At 59.1% G+C, this 18,474-nt stretch carries 14 protein-coding genes; 6 read left to right on the forward strand and 8 right to left on the reverse strand.

Going from position 1 to position 18,474, the window contains the following annotated elements:
* Positions 1-107 precede the first annotated feature (107 nt).
* Entirely contained in the window at positions 108-2,060 is a 1,953-nt protein-coding gene (locus tag IEX44_RS15850) for an AsmA family protein (RefSeq protein WP_188696112.1), read from the forward strand.
* Between the two features lie 7 nt (positions 2,061-2,067).
* On the opposite strand, the gene IEX44_RS15855 is transcribed toward IEX44_RS15850, so the two are convergent.
* The gene (locus IEX44_RS15855) at positions 2,068-2,952 is read right to left on the reverse strand and encodes a LysR family transcriptional regulator (protein ID WP_188696114.1); all 885 of its coding nucleotides are present in this window, start codon (positions 2,950-2,952) and stop codon (positions 2,068-2,070) included.
* A gap of 116 nt (positions 2,953-3,068) precedes the next feature.
* Here IEX44_RS15855 and IEX44_RS15860 point away from each other — a divergent pair, with 116 nt between their 5' ends.
* Together IEX44_RS15860 and IEX44_RS15865 are read left to right on the forward strand one after the other, a co-directional pair.
* Complete coding sequence (locus tag IEX44_RS15860; protein ID WP_188696117.1) at positions 3,069-3,527, forward strand: CidA/LrgA family protein; 459 nt, start codon at positions 3,069-3,071, stop codon at positions 3,525-3,527.
* Complete coding sequence (locus IEX44_RS15865; protein WP_188696120.1) at positions 3,520-4,212, forward strand: LrgB family protein; 693 nt, start codon at positions 3,520-3,522, stop codon at positions 4,210-4,212. Before IEX44_RS15860 ends, IEX44_RS15865 begins: the two co-directional genes overlap by 8 nt.
* Position 4,213: 1 nt before the next feature.
* Here the strand turns inward: IEX44_RS15865 and IEX44_RS15870 are convergent, their stop codons facing one another.
* The 3 genes from IEX44_RS15870 to IEX44_RS15880 all read right to left on the reverse strand — a co-directional run bounded on the left by IEX44_RS15870 (position 4,214) and on the right by IEX44_RS15880 (position 8,069).
* Positions 4,214-5,431 (reverse strand): NnrS family protein, encoded by a 1,218-nt coding sequence (locus IEX44_RS15870; RefSeq protein WP_188696123.1) that lies wholly within the window; start codon positions 5,429-5,431, stop codon positions 4,214-4,216.
* Between the two features lie 104 nt (positions 5,432-5,535).
* Positions 5,536-6,747, reverse strand: a complete 1,212-nt coding sequence (hmpA, locus tag IEX44_RS15875; RefSeq protein ID WP_188696127.1) for an NO-inducible flavohemoprotein — start codon at positions 6,745-6,747, stop codon at positions 5,536-5,538.
* 200 nt (positions 6,748-6,947) lie between these two features.
* Positions 6,948-8,069 carry an HPP family protein gene (locus IEX44_RS15880; RefSeq protein WP_188696130.1) on the reverse strand — a complete coding sequence of 374 codons (1,122 nt, stop codon included), beginning with the start codon at positions 8,067-8,069 and terminating at the stop codon, positions 6,948-6,950.
* Positions 8,070-8,190: 121 nt separating this feature from the next.
* Here IEX44_RS15880 and IEX44_RS15885 point away from each other — a divergent pair, with 121 nt between their 5' ends.
* The 3 genes from IEX44_RS15885 to IEX44_RS15895 all read left to right on the forward strand — a co-directional run bounded on the left by IEX44_RS15885 (position 8,191) and on the right by IEX44_RS15895 (position 11,238).
* Complete coding sequence (locus IEX44_RS15885; protein WP_188696131.1) at positions 8,191-8,622, forward strand: MarR family winged helix-turn-helix transcriptional regulator; 432 nt, start codon at positions 8,191-8,193, stop codon at positions 8,620-8,622.
* Positions 8,623-8,626: 4 nt separating this feature from the next.
* Positions 8,627-10,384 (forward strand): chloride channel protein, encoded by a 1,758-nt coding sequence (locus tag IEX44_RS15890; protein ID WP_188696134.1) that lies wholly within the window; start codon positions 8,627-8,629, stop codon positions 10,382-10,384.
* Between the two features lie 128 nt (positions 10,385-10,512).
* Positions 10,513-11,238 (forward strand): DUF5677 domain-containing protein, encoded by a 726-nt coding sequence (locus tag IEX44_RS15895; protein WP_188696136.1) that lies wholly within the window; start codon positions 10,513-10,515, stop codon positions 11,236-11,238.
* Positions 11,239-11,449: 211 nt separating this feature from the next.
* On the opposite strand, the gene cobA is transcribed toward IEX44_RS15895, so the two are convergent.
* The 4 genes from cobA to nirB form a co-directional block, all read right to left on the reverse strand.
* Entirely contained in the window at positions 11,450-12,193 is a 744-nt protein-coding gene (cobA, locus tag IEX44_RS15900; RefSeq protein WP_188696139.1) for a uroporphyrinogen-III C-methyltransferase, read from the reverse strand.
* A gap of 27 nt (positions 12,194-12,220) precedes the next feature.
* On the reverse strand, positions 12,221-14,920 hold the full coding sequence (locus IEX44_RS15905) for a nitrate reductase (protein ID WP_188696141.1): 2,700 nt from the start codon (positions 14,918-14,920) through the stop codon (positions 12,221-12,223).
* Between the two features lie 51 nt (positions 14,921-14,971).
* Positions 14,972-15,298 (reverse strand): nitrite reductase small subunit NirD, encoded by a 327-nt coding sequence (nirD, locus tag IEX44_RS15910; RefSeq protein WP_229679229.1) that lies wholly within the window; start codon positions 15,296-15,298, stop codon positions 14,972-14,974.
* A 737-nt stretch (positions 15,299-16,035) separates the two neighbouring features.
* Positions 16,036-18,468 carry a nitrite reductase large subunit NirB gene (gene nirB, locus IEX44_RS15915; protein WP_188696144.1) on the reverse strand — a complete coding sequence of 811 codons (2,433 nt, stop codon included), beginning with the start codon at positions 18,466-18,468 and terminating at the stop codon, positions 16,036-16,038.
* Positions 18,469-18,474 lie beyond the last annotated feature (6 nt).

Consider the following 18,474-nt stretch of genomic DNA (forward strand, 5'->3'; position numbering starts at 1 on the left):
ATTTTCTGGCGTGTCGAGGGGCGGTGAGCGGATGGCGGCGCACAGGTAGTGGCGAATAATAAAAGACGGGGACGTATTCAACATCAAAGCTGCGGGGTATCCGGTTCATGACCACAAAACGCAGAAGAAGAATCTGGCCCGCCATCCTGGCGGTGATTGTGGCGCTGATTGCGCTGGCCATTTACCTGTTTAACTGGAACATGCTGCGCGGGCCGATTTCTGAACGCGTATCGGACAAACTTGGGCGGCAATTTGCCATTACCGGCAACTTGAATGTGCGCCTGGGCTGGACGCCGACCATTACCGCAGAAGGCCTGACACTGGCCAATGTGCCGTGGAGCAAAACGCCCACGATGGCGACGCTGCAAAAGCTGGAGTTCGACCTTCCGCTCAAGCCCTTGTTGCACAAAGAAGTTCAACTGCCGCGCGTGGTACTGACTGGCCCGGATGTCACGCTGGAACAAAACGCCCAAGGGCAGAACAACTGGACGTTCGAGAAACTGACCAGTACCCCGGCGCAAAGCGATGCCAGCAGTCCGGCAGTGAAGCTTGGCCAGGTCAATGTTGACAATGGTCACGTGCATTATCTGGATGCAGAAGGCTCGGACGTCAACGCAACCGTCGCCACGCGCAATGGTCTGGAAGGCGCCAGTGCCGCGATTGATATTGGTGCCAAGGGTGCATTTCGTAAACTGGGCTTCAATGTCAGTGCCACCGGCGGTGGCGTGCTGGATTTGCGCGACGCCGACAAGCCGTATCCGCTTGAAGCTTCGGGCACGGTTGGCCAGACCCGCTTTGCCGCCAAAGGCACGGTGACCAATCCGCAAAAGCTCGGCGGTTTGTCACTCAATTTCAATTTGTCGGGCCAGAGCCTGGCGCAGCTGTTTCCAATCCTCAAGCTGCCGCTACCTGCTACGCCACCCTATCGCCTGGCGGGGCATTTGCAGCACGCCAATCAAGTCTGGCAGCTACAACGCTTTACCGGCCGCGTCGGTAATAGCGATGTATCTGGCGACTTTGCCGTAGACCTGGCGCCAGCGACCAAGATGATCACGGCCGATCTTAAGTCCCGCAAAATGGATCTGGCGGATTTCTCCGGCTTTATCGGCGCACGTTCAGAGAGCGGCCAACCGGCCCCGCCCAAGGGGGATCGGGTCTTGCCGGATAACCCGTTCAGTGTCGAGAAACTCAACATTGCCAATGCCGATGTGAAGTTCAGTGGTGCACAAATTGTGAATGCCAGCCTGCCACTGGATAACCTGCAGGCGCACTTGTTCCTCAAGGATGGGGTGCTGACCCTTGATCCTCTCAATGTTGGCGTTGCGGGCGGCCACGTGGTGTCCAAACTAACGCTGGATAGCACGACGACACCGCTCAAGACAGCGGTAGATGCCTCTGCAACCCGCTTGCAACTGACACAACTGGTGCCGGATCTGGGCAAAAGCAAAGAAGCCAGCGCCGGGCTGGTTGGCGGCAAGGCGCGGCTGGATATGCAAGGCAACAGCGTGGCGAAAATGCTCGGCTCGGCCAACGGCAATGTGGCCGTGATCATGGATGGCGGCCAGATCAGCAAGCTCTTGATGCGGCTCACCAATCTGGATCTTGCCAATCTGGTTCCCATTTTGTTTACCGGCGACAAGCCTGTTCCGGTGCGCTGCATGGTGGCTGATCTGGGTGCGACCAACGGCGATGCCACGATCAAAACACTGATTCTGGATACCGACAAACAAGTGGTGACCGGTAGCGGCAATATCAATTTCCGTGACGAGCACATTGATATGGCGCTCAAGACCAACCCCAAAGACATCAGTCTGGTGGCGTTTCGCGGCCCCATCGACATCAGCGGGTCGTTCAAAAAGCCCTCGGTCCGGCCCTCTTTACCGCAGCCGGTGGGACGTGCCGCAGCAGCGGTCGGTCTGGCGTTTATATCCCCGCCGCTGGCGCTGCTGCCTTTGGTCGACATTGGCACCGCCAAAGACACGCCGTGCGCGCAGATGATGGATGAAGCCAGCACCCACGCCAATCAAACGCCGGTGTCGTCCCACAAAACACGCCCGTAAAGCGTGATCAGGTGCCCGCACCAAATTGCGCCTGACAACACTGCAACCAGCTGCGGCCCGCACGTGAGAGGTAGTCTTGTCGCCAGACAAAGCCCAGCTGCCAGACTAGCGTGGGGTCTGCCAGTGGTCGTAACGCCACACGGGCCGGGTCCAGTTGATGGGCGATCGGCTCGGGCAAGATGCCGATGCCCATTTGCGCGGCGACCAGTTCGCCAATGAAATCCCAGTGCCGGCTGTGCCCGGCAATTTGCGGCGTAAAGCCGGCTTGCTCGCAGGCCTCGCTGATCATGTGTGCCAACGCAAAATCATCTTCGTACATCACGAAAGGCCAATCGGCGAGGTCGGCAATCGCGACCGGGGCGGTACTGGTGGGGGCCTGCCCAGCGGGGTAGACCACAACGAGTGCCTGACGGGTAACGGGCAGGGTAGAGAGGCCGGATGTCGTCGCGGGTAACACCGTAATGCCCAGATCAAGATCGCCATTGACTACGCTTTCTTCCAGAGCGCGGCCCCCTTGTTCCTGCAAACGCAAAGTCACACCCGGGTACTGTTTGCGAAACTGCCCGATCACGGGTGCCAGATAGCGCCCGGCCATGGGCGGAATCCCCACCTTCAACTCGCCGCGTGCCATGCCATCCACTTCAGCGACTTCCTGCCGCAACCGCGCAGCTTCTGCCAGTACGGATTGCGCCCGCGTGTAGGCCACTTTGCCCGCATCCGTCAGCATGACTTTGCGACCCTCTCGCAGCAATAACAAACCGCCCAGTTCGTCCTCCAATTGCTTGACCATCTTGCTGACGGTGGGCTGAGTGACGAACAGCGCCTGGGCTGCACGGGTGAAGCTTTGCTGGCGAACAACCTCAACAAAATAACGCAGTGCGCGAATATCCATAGCAATCAAACTATTCCAATATGGAATTGATCCGGTAATTATTATTCATTTTATGTCTGGATTGCGGGTTTTTATACTGACGGTATTGTTCAAGCGCCGTCATTGGTTCACGCATCATGTCCAGTTCGATTACCTCTGCCTCTTATGCTCCGGCTGCCCCCGCCAGCCCATGGGGGCAACGCGTCCGGCAGATCGCCAATGTCATTGTGCAGGTGCTGGCGCTGTCCGCTTTATGGCTGCTGGCGGCATGGATGCAAACCCGCTGGCATGTGCCGATGCCTGCCAGCTTGCTGGGTTTGTTGTTGTTGACGGGTTTGCTGTTTACCGGCGTGGTGAAAACCGGCTGGATCCGTCAGGGGGCCAACTGGTTGCTGAGTGAAATGCTGCTGTTCTTTGTGCCCGCGGTGCTGGCCGTGGTGAACCACCCAGAGCTATTGCACAGCCAGGGCTGGCGCGTTTGCACGGTCATTGGTTTATCCACGGTCGCTGTCATGGTGGTGACCGCATTTGTGGTCGATGTGGTGTACAAGTTTGAACTCAAGCTGGCACGCCGTCGGAGTAACCGTCATGTCTGATTCCTTGCTGGCCGCGTTCTGTTTTGTGCTGACCATTGCGCTGTATTACGCCAACAAGCGTATTTATGATCGCAGCTTGCACGTCATCTTGATGCCGCTGCTACTCACACCAGCCATTCTGATTGCCATTGTCTTGCTGGCAGACATCCCCTACCAGGATTACATGGCGGACTCACACTGGCTGATGTGGCTGCTGGGTCCGGCAACCATTGCCTTTGCGCTGCCCATTTACGATAACCGTGCCATGGTCCGCAAACACTGGTTGTCGATCAGTGCCGGCGTTATCGCGGCGGTGATCACGTCCGTGGTGAGTTCGGTCATGCTGGCCCGCTGGTTGGGTTTATCGGTGATGTTGCAAAAGGGCCTGGCGGTGCGCTCCGTGACGACCCCGTTCGCGATTGAAGCCGCCAAATCCATGGGGGGCCCGGCTGATCTGGCCGCTGTGTTTGTGGTGATTACCGGCGTCTTGGGTATGGCCATTGGTGAAACCGTGCTGGCCTGCTTGCCGATGATCCGCAGTCGCTTGGCCCACGGCGCGATTTTTGGTGCCGCAGCCCACGGTGCGGGTACGGCCAAAGCACGGCAGATTGGTGAGGTGCAAGGTGTGGTAGCCAGCCTCGTGATGATGACTGCTGGTTTGATCAGCGTGCTGGCTGCTCCTTTGATCGGCCACCTGTTCTTCTAGGTCAGCCTGGCTGCCCATCCGCTCTGGGTTGCCAGTACATGGGCACATACCGCCAGCCCCACACGGCCAGGATCAGCAGGCTCAGCACTGCGGCCATGCTGAACCAGAGCGTGGCCTCTCGCGCAAAAAATTCCCCTGCGATTCGCGCCAGAACGGCCACATGCATCAGCCAGTACAACACCCATGTTACGCGTGCGACAGCCAGCGGCCGGCCGGAGTGCCCCAGTGACACGCGAGTCACAAAGCCCAGCAACGTGCAGCAGAAAAAGCCGATGGTCAATGCATGTAATGGTGCCAGCCCACCCATATAGATCCCGGCCGATGCGGCCAGTCCTTGAGCGGCATACAAGGTCAGCGCAACCCCTGACCACAAAAAAGCGGCGTGCAGCATGGCCAGCAATGGCACCTTGAAACTGCGACGCAAAGACCAGCGATAGCTGGCGTACAGCAGCAGTGCCGCGAAGACCAGATCGGTGATGCCGCTGTTGATGCGGGGATCCGCCCACCCCGCCAGACTCAAGCCGGCGTGGGCCAGGCAGAGTACCAGCCAGGTGTACAACAGCCAGAATGGCCGCCATGTCACATAGGGTTGCAAAACAGATGAGGAAAAGAACGGCACCATGCGGTGGCTGACGATCAGGAACACGGGCAACAGGAACGCCCAGATCCCGATCTGAATGGCACATTGCACCCACAAGGCGGTATGCAGGGCGGTGGGGTAGAGACTTGCCGCCAACTGGCATGTCAGCGCGGGCAAGGCCAGGACAAAAGCGGCCAGTACCAGCCAGGCGTGTCGGCGATCGGCCGCTGTACTGGCACGGATGCGATCGGCCCAGATCCAGACGGCAAACGCCCAGGCAACGACATGCAGCGCATCACCCGCCGCATGTAATGACGGCATCCATGTTGCCAGTGCGACGAGTACTGAACCCAGGGCATACAAGGCGATGCTGCTGATCCAGTGCATACGGGCCGGAGCGGCAACACCCAGCCATTTGGGGCCAGCGGTATTGATAAAACCCAGCATGAAGAGCGGAAAGAATCCAAAGATCATCAAGTCTGCGTGAAGCCATGCAGGCGGAATGGGCCAGGACAGGCTTACCCCGGTCAGCCGCAGGACAATCACGCAGGCCCACCACGCCATGGCTGCCAGCAAAACAAGGCTACCGCTGAAAAAGCCCGCGCGGTGCGGGGCTGCCAGCAAGGTCGGATTACGCATGATCGGGCTTCCTGTAGGGCTTGGCTGATGAAATAAAAAAGACCATCCGGCGTGCCGAACCCGAATGGCCAAACGCTGCAAGTGCAGCGCAACTGGTTAGGGCATCAAAGCAAGTGGTCCAGTAGTTCCGGTCCAAAAACTTCGCGGTGGATGCGGTCAGCGCTTACACCCAGTACCAGCAGTGCCTGCCATTGCTGCTTCATGAAGCCAATGGGCCCGCAGAGGTAATACTGCGTGTCAGTCGTGTCGGCGTTCAGTACGTCAGCCAGGGCCATGCGGCCACCGTGGGTGAAGTCCAGCCCCGCGCGGTCTTCGTCACGCGGGGTTTCGTAAAAGGTGATGTCGCGCAGGTTGCGCATGGTTCGGCGGGCAAGGGCGACGTCATCGCGCAGTGAATGCTGATCACCATGACGTGCGCCGTGGATGAACGTCGTGGGTCGCTGCGAGTTATGCGCTGCCAGCGTGTTAAGCACAGAGATCATTGGCGTAATACCGACACCGGCGCTCAGCAGGACGATGGGGTTGTTACCGTCGATCACCGGGTGGAAGTCGCCATAGGCAATGGTGGCAGACACCAGGTCACCGGGTTTCACATGCTGATGCAACCAACTGGACACCTGACCTGCCGGCGTAGCTGCATCGCCTTCTTCCCGCTTCACGGTGATGCGCCACCACGGTTTATCTGGCGAATCAGACAAACTGTACTGACGACGCTGCGTCAGATCTTGATCGGCTAACCGGACGGACACGCTGATGTACTGGCCCGGCAAAAACACACCCGGCGAGCCGCCTTGCGGTTTTTCCAGGTAGTACGAAACGGCATGGCTGCTTTCGCGGCGGGTTTCCATCACGCGCAGCGTTTGCAGGTGGCCAGCCTCTGCGCCAGATTGCAGATAAAGGCGCGCTTCAGCGGCGATCAACTCGCCTGCCAGCAACCAGTACGCTTCATCCCAGGCCGCCAGCAATTCTGGTGTGGCCGCATCACCCAGTACTTCATGAATCGCGGCGATCAGATGGCGACCCACAATCGGGTAATGCGCTGGCTTGATGCCGACGGCAGCATGCTTGTGGACGATGCGTTCCAGCACCGGGCCCAGCGCTGCAGCATTATCGATATTGGCTGCATAGGCAAAGACCGCAGAGGCCAGTGACTGTTGCTGGCTGCCATTGGCCTGGTTACCCATGTTGAAGAGATTGGTCAGTTCCGGGTGGGCGGCAAACATGCGCGCATAAAAATGACGGGTAATGGTCAGACCGTGTTCGCGCAGAACGGGAACGCTGGCATCAATATAAGGGCGTGACGTGGCGGAAATCATGATGTTTGCCTTTTAAGTGGAATATTAAATGCATATTTAATGGGGAAGAAAAAGGTCGTGATCCACGACCTTTTTCTAACCGTTTCTGATGATCCGGTTGCGGCAAACGCCTGACCTTGTTTGCAGCAGTGTGGTTAGCCTAACAAATATGTATTTGTAATGCAATTAATGCTGACCGAATGCCTTGAACAGTTCAGGCATCACGCGACCAGCGCTGCCTGGTTCTTGTACAAGGCTGCCAACAAATCAGACTGGGTGATCATGCCCACCAGGCGTTCGCCATCGACAACCGGCATGTGGTGCAAACCACGGTCAGAGAACAGCGTGACCAGTTCATCGATCGGCTGATCTGCTTTGGCGCTGAGTACACGCGTGGTCATGATACTGGCCACGTTGTCTTCCAGCCCGACGCGCCGTAGCTGCGGTAAGGGCTGTCTGGTTGCGCTGTCGATCAAAAAGTCATGCAGCGACACAATGCCCACCACGTGCTCCTGGGCGTTGACCACAGGCAACGCGGTGACACGGTGTTCTGCCAGCAAGGCCCAAGCCTGGCCGAGTAGCGTATCGGGTCGTACCGAGATCACATCGCGCGACATGATTTCATCGCAGCGCACGGTGCCAAAGTGGCGGCGATGTGCGCGCAGTTCTGCGGCAAACAAGATGTCTTCCAGATCGTCCCGGCTGATGTCGACCTCTTCACCGCGGCTTTTCAGCACAGCTTCCAGATCGTCCGGGGTGACGCCAATTCGCAGCGTGGGTTTGGGATCAGAGGTGTGATGCACATTGGGTTGTACGTGCGGGCGGTGCGGATAGCGGCGTTGCAGGGCATTGTTGAAGATCAAGGCAAACGCCAGCAAGAGCAAAGAATTCAGCAGCACGGGCCAGATCACAAAATGAAAGCCCAGGCTGGCAACGGCTGGCCCACCAATCACCGCGGTTAAGGCCACGGCGCCACTGGGTGGATGCAGACAACGCAGTTTGAACATGGCGCCAATGGCCAGCGCACCCGCAAGCCCCGCGCCCAGACCGTTATGACCGACCAGCATGCCGCAGGCCACGCCAATGACCGCCGCGACCAGATTGCCACCAATGATCGACCACGGTTGGGCCAGCGGGCTGGATGGCACCGCAAACAACAACACGGCAGAGGCCCCCATCGGCGCGACGAACCAGGGGTTGAAGGTGCCAAGTGCGTGGCGGCTGATGGTCTCGGTCACTAGCAACCCAAGCCCGGCACCGACACAGCCTAGCAAGCGCTCGCGCAGGCTGGCGGTGGATGGCGCGGGGACAAAGCCACGCAGCCATTGCAGAAAATGCGTCATTTCACTGAATTCCAGAGGCAGAACGTACGTTGGCGCAAGGTGTGCGCCTGTTTTTTATGTTAAGTCGGCAAATATATCATATTGTGATATAAATGCCGATCTCGAATGCGCGGCGCGATCCATGCTCACCAAACAACACTACGAAGCCTTGTCCGAATTTCGCTATCAGTTACGCCGGTTCATGCACTTCAGCGAAACGGCGGCCAAACAAGAAGGGCTGACGCCACAGCAATACCTGCTGTTGCTGCATGTACGCGGTTTTCCGGGGCGGGATTGGGCAACAGTGGGCGAGTTGGCAGAGCGTCTGCAATTGCAGCACCACGGCGTGGTGGCGCTTGTCACGCGCTGCGAAGAAAACAATCTGGTCACCCGCAAAAAGAGCGAGACCGACCGCCGTCAGGTCGAAGTCCATTTGTTGCCGACGGGTGAAGCCTGTCTGCAACGCCTGGCCGCTTTGCACAAGGCCGAACTCCAGTCGCTGCAAGGCGTGTTCCGCGTGGCGCAGATCACGGCTTACAACGACGCCGATAACGGCCACAAACACGAGGGATAACCCCATGAATCATGCCGCGATCAAGCGTGCGCCTGGCCATGAACACATCGACCACCGGCGTGATTACACGGTTGATCACCGTTTGCTGCTGCTGGCCGCGCTGGCCGTGCTTGTGGGTGGGTTGGGTACGCTGGCGGCGTTTGTGCTGCTTAAACTGATTTTCTTCTTTACCAACCTGTTTTTCTTTCAGACCGTGTCTTTGGCCGAGCATTCGCCCGCACAACATCATCTGGGCCTGTGGGTCGTGATCGTGCCGGTCATCGGCGGTTTGATTGTTGGCCTGATGGCGCGGTTTGGCAGCGACAAAATCCGCGGCCATGGTATTCCGGAAGCGCTCGAAGTCATCCTGTTCGGCAAAAGCCGCATGTCTGGCCGGGTGGCGATTCTGAAACCCCTGTCGTCCGGCATTGTGATTGGCAGCGGTGGCCCGTTTGGCGCGGAAGGCCCGATCATCATGACCGGGGGCGCATTGGGTTCACTGTTGGCGCAATACCTGCATTTGACCGCATCAGAGCGTAAAACGCTGCTGGTTGCTGGCGCCTGTGCGGGCATGACCGCCATCTTTGGTACGCCGGTCGCGGCCGTTTTGCTGGCCGTAGAGTTACTGCTGTTTGAACTGCGCCCGCGTAGCTTGCTGCCTGTTGCGGTGGCGTGTGCCGTCGCCGGTTTCGCCCGCCCGCTGCTGTTTGGCGCAGGCCCGCTTTTTGCCCTGCAAACGCCGCCCGCCACCGACATGGCACTGGTGTCTTGCATCATTGCCGGCTTGCTTTCTGGCGCGCTGGCTGCGGTGGTGACGCTGGCGCTGTACAAGACGGAAGATTTGTTTGGCCACCTCAAACTGCACTGGATGTGGTGGCCCGCGCTGGGCGGGCTGGTGGTGGGGCTGGGTGGTCTGATTGAACCGCGTGCGTTGGGTGTGGGTTATGACGTGATCGGCGACTTGCTGAACAACCGGCTGGCGCTGGGCGTGGTGGTCGCGTTGTTAACCGTAAAAGCCATTATCTGGGTTGCCGCGCTGGGCTCCGGTACATCGGGTGGCGTGTTGGCCCCTTTGTTGATGATCGGGGCCGGGCTGGGTGTGGCCCTGGCGCACGTATTGCCAGGTGGTTCACCGCAATTGTGGGCGCTGGTGTGCATGGCCGGTGTACTGGCCAGTGTTTTGGGTGCACCGCTGACCGCGATCGTCTTCGCCTTTGGTCTGACGCACGATACCGAAGCGTTGTTACCGCTATTGCTGACCACAGTGGTGGCCTATGGCTTTACTGCGCTGGTACTGCGCCGTTCCATCATGACCGAGAAAATCGCCCGCCGTGGTCTGCATATTTATCGCGAATACGGGGTTGACCCGCTGGAAAGCCAGCATGTGGCTGATCTGATGACGCGCAAGCTGATCACAGTTGAAGGTGCTGAGCCAGCGAAGGCGGTGTTCGACCATCATTTCAGCGGCCCGCAAGGCCACCGGCGTTATCCGGTGATGCATGAAGGCCGCCTGATTGGCATGCTGGATCGGGAAGTGCTGCGGGGTCATGAGCACAGCATGCAGCCGAGTGTGGGTCTTTTTACCGGTTCTCCAGCGACGGCCCGCCCCGAGGAAACCGCGCGGGCGGTGGCGGGGCGGATGACGGAACTGCGGGTGTCGAGTTTGCCGGTGGTGGCCGATGAGGCGTCCATGCGGTTGGTGGGCGTGATTGCGTTGAGCGATTTGCTGCGGCCGCAGCATGCGGTGGTGGTGGCGGAGACGTTGCGGGAGAAATTGAGGTAAGGGCTTTGCCCTCGACCCTTGTGTGGAGTGAGGGGGCTGTGTAGGGTGGATTCGGAGCGGAAGCGACAATCCACCTGCTGCAGAGCGGGTCATTCACGATTCACAATTTGAGATGGGGAAAGACTTTAATGCCCACAGCAACACAGACGGTGTTGAGCGCGAATCGTGTCAAAACAGCTATAGATGAGGCCTTGAAAGGCGTTATTGCTCACGAGAATGATTTGGCCAAAGTGGGTTCTAGCCTATTTCTGACCATCGCTGAGTTATATCGCGCTTCTCTTGTCCTTTTTGTGGGTAACTCTGGCAAGTTCATACCCAACATGGTCCGCCCGATGCTGGAGGCATGGGGGCATCTCAGAATCTTGCGCAACGATCCCGCCTACTTGGAACGACTCCAGTTCAAAGACGCTCTGGATAACGTCAAGATGCTCACTGCGATAAGCGCTAATCCCGACAATTACCCTGACTGGCTTGGGCCGGAAGAGGCAAATTTGGCCATCTCTCAGTTGAAAGCTTTGGTAGAGCACTTCGAGCAAAACGGAACCAAGCATCTTGGTAATACTAGGCAGACACTAAAAGACTCTGGAGTCGAAGAAACCTACTTGGCTTTTCAAGTACTGTGCAGCTATACGCACAACCAGTTGTCCGCTGTGCTAGCGCGGCATGAATACGGAAAAGAGCTGCATTGCTACGCTCCAACGAGCGATGAGATGGTGACGGGTCTTCTTGAAATCGCAACTACCATTCTGAAAGACTCGTTTGAATCGCTCCCCATCTTTACTAACTTGACCTCGCAACGAGTACGGGAAGTTCATCAACAGATGGACGATATTTGGGTGGAGTTGCACTCTTAACTTCGCCGCTTGGGTGGGTTATGTCGCGGATTGCAGTCATTTATCGCCCGCTGCATCAGGGCGGAAAGCCGAAATCAACCCCGCTAGTCGTCTGTACGTGAAAATGTAGAGCTTGCTTGCCATTTCGTCAGTCCCGCGAAGGCGAGCACCCAGTAGTGCTCGTGGATCGTCACTACGCTGAACCCTATCTGAAAACCCGCATCCAGCCGGTTTACGCCGCAACCAACCCCTCACTCCGCACCACATCACTTTCCCCCACAGCACTCCCCACCAGAATAATCGCCGGGCTGCCGAACCCTTGTTGCTGGCTACAGGCCGCCAGTTGATCCAGCGTCGTCAACAACCGCCGTTCCGCAGTAGTGCTGGCATTCTGCACGACTGCCGCTGGCGTAGCGCCTGGCAAGGTCGCCATCAAACCACACGCCAGGCTATCAATCCGGCTCATGCCCATATAAATCACCAGCGTAGTGCCCGTTGCGGCCAGCGCCTGCCAGTCGGGTTCGCTGTGGTCTTGCATATGGGCGGTCACGAAGGTGACACCCTGGCAGTGTTCACGATGAGTGAGCGAGATATTCATCGCCGCCGCTGCGGCCAGGCCAGAGCTGATGCCATTGATGATGTCCACGGCTATGCCATGCTCACGCAGCCAGGTGATTTCTTCGCCCGCGCGGCCAAACAGCAGTACCTCACCCCCTTTGACCCGCACCACGTGTTTGCCTTGCAGCGCGTAACGGCGCATCAGGCGCTGGATGAAGTCTTGCGGCGTTGATTTGCAGCCGCCGCGCTTGCCCACGCGGATCACCCGCGCTTGTGGCGCCAGGGTGACGATGTCGGCGTTGGCCAGGTCATCCAGCAGGATGATGTCGGCAGCGGCCAGCGCGCGCACGGCTTTCAGGGTCAAGAGTTCCAGATCGCCCGGGCCCGCGCCCAGCAGAGTAACTTTGCCGTGATCCATGGTGTTCTCCAGTCTTGTCTTTGTGTGTTACGAGGCAACGGCAGTGGTGCTGCACATGCGCTTGAGTTCGGGTACGCAAGAGCCGCATACAGTGCCGCAGCCCAGTTTGTTTTTCAGGCCGTCCACATTCGCGCCTTGTGCGACCAGTTCGCGGATTTGTGATTCCTTCACCTGTTTGCAGTTGCATACCACCCGGTCGCGCGTGGCGTTGCCGGTTTTGGGGCTGAATACGGTAATGCGTGCGCCTTGCCACGGTTCGCCAGCGATCAATTGCTCCAGCAACTGGTCTGATCCGGTCACATCACCAGCCCAGACAAAACCGTGCAACGCGCCGTCCTGCCAGCCCACGCGTTTGACCATGCCCCGGCGTGCGTCGCGGTACTCAAGCACATCCGGGCCCGGTTGCAGATCAAGTGCGGCAAACAGTTGTTCCAGCCAGCCGGCGGGGGCAGAGTCAGCCGCGGCTTTCAGAATGGCGACATCATCCCCGGCCATGGTGATGGCGGCATAAGCGCAGTCTTTGAGTAGCGGCTGCAAGGCGGCTTGCAAGGCTTGCGTGTTGCCCCGGCAGGCGGCGGTCAGCCGCCACGGCAAGTCCGCGCGTTCGACACGGACGGCGGCGTGCTTGAGTTCTGGCTGGAAAGATTTGCGATCCACAGCACCAATGGTCGATTCGTTGATCCCGCCGCTGTTGAGGAACTGGCCACTCCAGTGCATGGCGGCAAACACGCTGCCGGTCGTGACCTCATCCGACAGGCTCAACGGCAAAATCAGTCCGCCGCGTTTGCTGGACACCTTCACCAGCTCACCCGCCTTCAGGCCCCGGCGTTCGGCGTCCATCGGGTTCATGGTCAGCGCGGCTTCGGGTGTGTGGGCAAACAGGCGCGGCACGCGGCCGGTGCGGCTCATGCCATGCCATTGGTCGCGCAGGCGGCCGGTCAGCAAATGGAACGGATAACGCGAATTGGTCGGCTCGGCCACCGGCAGATACGGCGTGACGTTGAATCGGGCTTTGCCATCAGGCGTAGCAAACACTCCATCTTCATAGCGGCGGGCCTGGCCGCGTGTTTCGCCATAAGCTTCCACAACGGGCATGGGCCATTGTTGCGGGCCGTGGCTTTCCAGGATGCCGTAGGAGAGACCGGTGATGTCCAGGTCCTTGCCCTCGGTCAGACGGCGGTGTTCGTTGAAGACTTGTTCTTCGTTGGCAAAGCCGAACAGGCTAAAGCGAGCAGGGTGGATTTGCGCTTCCAGCCGACGGGCCACTTCATTGGCAATCCACCAGTCGCCGCGCACGTCGCCCGGGCCGGCAATGGCCGGGCGCACGCGGCTGATGCGGCGTTCAGAGTTGGTGACTGTGCCGGATTTCTCACCCCAGGTGGTGGCCGGTAACACCACATCTGCGTAAGGCACGGTATCGGTATTCAGGAAAGCTTCCTGGACGACCACAAACTCGGCGGTGTTCAGCGCCTCGCGCACCAGGTTGATGTCGGGCATCGAATGGACCGGGTTGGTACAGGCAATCCACACGGCCTTGATCTTGCCAGCGCGGATGGCGTTGAACATGTCCACGGCCGGCAGGCCCGGTGTGGGGGAGAGGCGATCGGTGTCGATGCCCCACAGTTTGGCAATTTCGGCGCGGTGGTCAGAATTGGTGATATCACGGTGTGCGGCCAGCATGGTGGCCATGCCGCCGACTTCACGCCCGCCCATGGCGTTGGGCTGACCGGTCAGCGAGAACGGCCCGGCGCCCGGTTTGCCAATCTGCCGCGTGGCCAGGTGCAGGTTGATCAGCGCCAGGTTTTTGTCGGTGCCGTGGGCCGATTGATTGAGGCCCATGCAGTAGAGCGAGAGTGCGCCCTGGCTGCGGCCAAACCATTCGGCGGCGGTCATCAGGTCGGCTTCGGCGATGCCGCAGATTTCTGCTGCCATGCGCGGCGTGTAATCGCGTACCAGCTTTTTCAGCTCGGCAAAGCCTTCGGTGTGCTCGGCCACAAACTGTGGGTCGATCAAGTCTTCCCAGATCAGGTGATGCAGCATGCCGTTGAAGAGGGCGACATCGGTCCCCGGCTGGATTTGCAAATGCAGATCGGCCATCGCGGCGGTATCGGTGCGGCGCGGGTCGACCACAATCCACTTCACATCAGCGCGGGTGGCTTTGGCGGCCTCCAGCCGGCGGTACAGCACCGGATGCGCCCATGCCATGTTGGAACCCGCAAACAGTACACAGTCAGCCAGTTCCAGGTCTTCGTAACAGGTGGGTGGGCCGTCAGCACCCAGGCTGAGCTTGTAGCCGGACACCGCGCTGGACATGCACAGGCGCGAGTTGGTATCGATGTTGTTGGTGCCAATCAACCCCTTGGCCAGCTTGTTGAAGACGTAGTAGTCCTCGGTCAGCAACTGGCCAGAGATATAAAACGCCACTGAATCCGGACCGTGCCGGCGGATGATATCGGCAAACTTCAGCGCTACTGTGTCCAGTGCCGTATCCCAATCCACCCGTTGGCGTTCGCTATCCCGGTTAATGCGGATTTCCGGGTACAGTGCGCGGTTGGTCTGGCTGGCTGCAGTCAGTGGCAGGGTCATGCCCTTGGTGCACAACCGGCCATAGTTGGCCGGATGCGCAGGGTCGCCCTGAATGCCGGTGATTTTCTCGCCGTCTGATTCAATCAGCACGCCACAGCCGACGCCGCAATAGCAGCAGGTGGATCGGGTGATGGTCTTCATCTGTTGGCCTCCGGCTTTGAATCCGTGTTACGGGTCATGCGCAATCAACAATCAGGACAGGCTGACAAAGACCTGGCCGTCTTCCACCTTGGCGCCAAAGCGCCGCGCACAACCTTCATCCGGCGCGCGGGCCTGACCGGACGCCAAGTCAATATTCCAGGCGTGCAGCGGACAGGTCACGCTCTCGCCATGGACAATGCCTTGCGACAACGGGCCGCCCTTGTGGGGGCAGTGGTCCAGCAGGGCGAAGACACTGTCGGTGGCGGTACGGAAGATGGCGACATTGCCGGTGGGGCGTTCGAGGACACGGCTGCCCAGCGGGGGAATATCGTCCAGTGCGCAGATCTGGACCCACGGTGTTGGTGTGTTCATGTTCATGGCGGTCATCCTGTGTTGTTCCTGGTTTGCTGTTCCTGGTACGCGCCAGGCTTTGCTGAATCTTTTGTTAGCGCCCTGCGGCGCGTTGTTTTTGATACCGGCGGTGGCCGGAGCACGTTACTTTCTTTTGCTTCGCCAGCCTCGGCGGCCCCAAAGAAAGTAACCAAAGAAAAGGCGACCCTGCGACAGCGCCCTTCGGGTTCCCTGTGCTTCTCGTGGGGTCCGGCTGGCTCCAGGGAACTCGCTTCGCTCAAACACCCTTACGCCGAAACCCCGGACCCCACTGCGATGCTCGGCGCTGCCGGAGGGGAGGTACGTCAAAAGCAACCCCAACCCCAACCCCAACCCCGCAAACCATCTGTTTGCAAGGATGGGTTGGTTGCATCTCACTTCTTCGTCATTCCGGCCTTGAGCCGGAATCCAGTCCGCAGCCCAACGGGCTGCTTGCGGTGGATTGTCGCTACGTTCCGAATCCACCCTACAAAAGCCAGCGTGCAGACGATTTGGTCGTTGCCGTTGTTTTTGACTTTCCTCCCCCTGTCGAGGACTTTTCCGATTGAGGGAGGGAGACCTTAGGCTCCCGACTGATTGAGGGAACCGCGGAGCGGAAAAGTCCGGGGGGCGCCTTTCTTTGCCTACTTTCTTTGGCGAAGCAAAGAAAGTAGGGTGCGGTCGGGCACCCCCGACATGTAAACAACCGCGCCGAAGGCGCTAACACCCCCAACGCCGCGCAAAAATCAAGCGACCACCTTCAACGGAATAAACTCATTCCTCTGCTTACCCGCAATCCGCTCCGCCCACGGGTCGCGCAAGCCTTCCAGCGAGTACAGCAAGCGTTCATACAAAGCCTTGCGGCCAGCCTCGTCCTCGACCACTTTTTGCTTGATGTAATCCAGCCCCACGCGCTCGATGTAATGCACGGTGCGGTCCAGGTAATACGCTTCCTCGCGGTACAACTGCAGGAAGGCGCCGCTGAATTCCTTCACTTCGTCCGCCGTTTTCACCTTGCACAAGAACTGCGCTACTTCGGTCTTGATGCCGCCGTTGCCGCCGACATACAGCTCCCAGCCGCTGTCCACGGCGATCACGCCGACGTCCTTGATGCCGGCTTCGGCGCAGTTGCGCGGGCAGCCAGAGACGGCCAGTTTCACTTTGTGCGGGCTCCACATATTGGCCAGCATGGTTTCCAGATCGATCCCCATCTGCGTGCTGTTTTGCGTACCAAAGCGGCAAAATTCGCTGCCCACGCAGGTTTTTACGGTGCGGATGGATTTGCCGTAGGCGTGGCCGGATTGCATGCCCAGATCAGCCCACACGTTGACCAGGTCTTCTTTCTTCACGCCCAGCAAGTCAATGCGCTGGCCGCCGGTGACCTTCACCATGGGGATGTGATACTTGTCGGCCACGTCGGCAATGCGGCGCAGTTCCGACGGGTTGGTCACGCCACCTTTCATTTGCGGGATCACGCTGAAGGTGCCATCTTTCTGGATGTTGGCGTGGGCACGTTCGTTGATGAAACGGCTTTGTGGATCATCCACGGCTTCTTTGGGCCAGGTGGACAACATGTAGTAGTTCACGGCCGGGCGGCAGGTGGCGCAGCCGTTGGGTGTGCGCCATTCCAGGAATTCGTACACCGCCTTGTGCGTCAGCAGCTTGTGCTCGCGGATGGCTTTGCGCACTTCGGCATGGGTGCGATCAGTACAACCGCACACCGCTTTGGTTTTGGGCGTTTCCTGGAAGCTGGAACCCAGCGTGTTCATCAGAATCTGTTCCACCAGACCAGTACAGGACCCGCAAGAACTGGCGGCTTTCGTGTGCTTTTTGACGTCATCTACCGTGAACAGGCCCTTGTCCTTGATCGCCTTGACGATGGTGCCTTTGCACACACCGTTGCAGCCGCAAACTTCGTCTTTGTCTTGCATGGCGGCAGCGCGGCTTTGGCCCTGCACGCCGGAGTCGCCAATGGCGGATTCGCCAAACATCAGGTGGTCGCGCAGGTCGTGAATGGTGCGGCCTTCACGCAAGAGCTTGAAGTACCAGCCGCCATCTGCCGTATCGCCGTACAAACAGGCGCCGACCAGCTTTTCGTCCTTGATCACCAGCTTTTTGTACACGCCACCCGCCGGGTCAGACAGGACGATGTCTTCGGTGCCGTCGCCGCCCATAAAGTCGCCCGCGCTAAAGAGGTCAATACCGGTGACTTTGAGTTTGGTCGACAGCACCGAGCCCTTGTACTGGCCGATGCCCAGGTTAGCCAGGTGGTTGGCGCAGACCTTGGCCATTTCAAACAGCGGGGCAACCAGACCATACGCCACGCCACGGTGATTCACGCATTCGCCCACGGCATAGATACGCGGGTCGTAGGTTTGCAGGGCGTCGCTGACCACAATACCGCGGTTGCAATGCAAACCGGCGGATTCGGCCAGCGTGGTGTTGGGGCGGATGCCGACGGCCATGACCACCAGATCTGCTGCTACCTCGGTCCCATCCTTGAAGCGCACGCCGGTGACTTCGCCGGCCTCGTTACCGAGGATTTCTGCCGTTTGTTTTTGCAGCAAAAAGCTCAGACCACGTTCTTCCAGCGATTGCTGCAACAGCTTGCCGGCGGTGATGTCCAGTTGTTTATCCAGCAGCCATTCGCCCAGGTGCACCACTTGCACATCCATGCCGCGAATCTTCAGCCCATTGGCAGCCTCCAGTCCCAGCAAACCGCCGCCAATCACAATGGCGTTGCGTTTGACTTTGGCGGTATCGATCATCATTTCGGTATCAAAGATGTCCCGATAGCTGATGACGCCACGCAGGTTCTTGCCGGGCACCGGCAGGATGAACGGCATGGAGCCGGTGGCCAGCAACAGTCGGTCGTATGGCACCACCGTGCCATCGTCCGCGACGACCTCACGACGGGCGCGGTTGATCTGGGTGATGGTCTTGCCGGTATGCAAGGTAATGCCGTTGTCGGCATACCAGGACACCGGGTTCAGGATGATGTCCTTGAACTCCTGCTCGCCCGCCAGCACCGGCGAGAGCAAGATGCGGTTGTAGTTCGGGTGCGGCTCGCTGCCGAATACCGTGATGTCGTAATGGCCTGGCGCGAGCGCAAGCAGTTCTTCCACCGTACGGATGCCGGCCATACCGTTGCCGACGACGACGAGTCTGGGTTTGTTCATGGAGCG

The organism is Silvimonas amylolytica (assembly GCF_014645555.1).
GTDB lineage: Bacteria > Pseudomonadota > Gammaproteobacteria > Burkholderiales > Chitinibacteraceae > Silvimonas > Silvimonas amylolytica.

Excerpts from the sequence above, each read along its gene's own strand:
- IEX44_RS15850 (WP_188696112.1), top strand. The coding sequence starts at position 108 with ATGACCACAAAACGCAGAAGAAGAATCTGGCCCGCCATCCTGGCGGTG.
- IEX44_RS15855 (WP_188696114.1), bottom strand. The coding sequence starts at position 2,952 with ATGGATATTCGCGCACTGCGTTATTTTGTTGAGGTTGTTCGCCAGCAA.
- IEX44_RS15860 (WP_188696117.1), top strand. The coding sequence starts at position 3,069 with ATGTCCAGTTCGATTACCTCTGCCTCTTATGCTCCGGCTGCCCCCGCC.
- IEX44_RS15865 (WP_188696120.1), top strand. The coding sequence starts at position 3,520 with ATGTCTGATTCCTTGCTGGCCGCGTTCTGTTTTGTGCTGACCATTGCG.
- IEX44_RS15870 (WP_188696123.1), bottom strand. The coding sequence starts at position 5,431 with ATGCGTAATCCGACCTTGCTGGCAGCCCCGCACCGCGCGGGCTTTTTC.
- hmpA (WP_188696127.1), bottom strand. The coding sequence starts at position 6,747 with ATGATTTCCGCCACGTCACGCCCTTATATTGATGCCAGCGTTCCCGTT.
- IEX44_RS15880 (WP_188696130.1), bottom strand. The coding sequence starts at position 8,069 with ATGACGCATTTTCTGCAATGGCTGCGTGGCTTTGTCCCCGCGCCATCC.
- IEX44_RS15885 (WP_188696131.1), top strand. The coding sequence starts at position 8,191 with ATGCTCACCAAACAACACTACGAAGCCTTGTCCGAATTTCGCTATCAG.
- IEX44_RS15890 (WP_188696134.1), top strand. The coding sequence starts at position 8,627 with ATGAATCATGCCGCGATCAAGCGTGCGCCTGGCCATGAACACATCGAC.
- IEX44_RS15895 (WP_188696136.1), top strand. The coding sequence starts at position 10,513 with ATGCCCACAGCAACACAGACGGTGTTGAGCGCGAATCGTGTCAAAACA.
- cobA (WP_188696139.1), bottom strand. The coding sequence starts at position 12,193 with ATGGATCACGGCAAAGTTACTCTGCTGGGCGCGGGCCCGGGCGATCTG.
- IEX44_RS15905 (WP_188696141.1), bottom strand. The coding sequence starts at position 14,920 with ATGAAGACCATCACCCGATCCACCTGCTGCTATTGCGGCGTCGGCTGT.
- nirD (WP_229679229.1), bottom strand. The coding sequence starts at position 15,298 with ATGAACATGAACACACCAACACCGTGGGTCCAGATCTGCGCACTGGAC.
- nirB (WP_188696144.1), bottom strand. The coding sequence starts at position 18,468 with ATGAACAAACCCAGACTCGTCGTCGTCGGCAACGGTATGGCCGGCATC.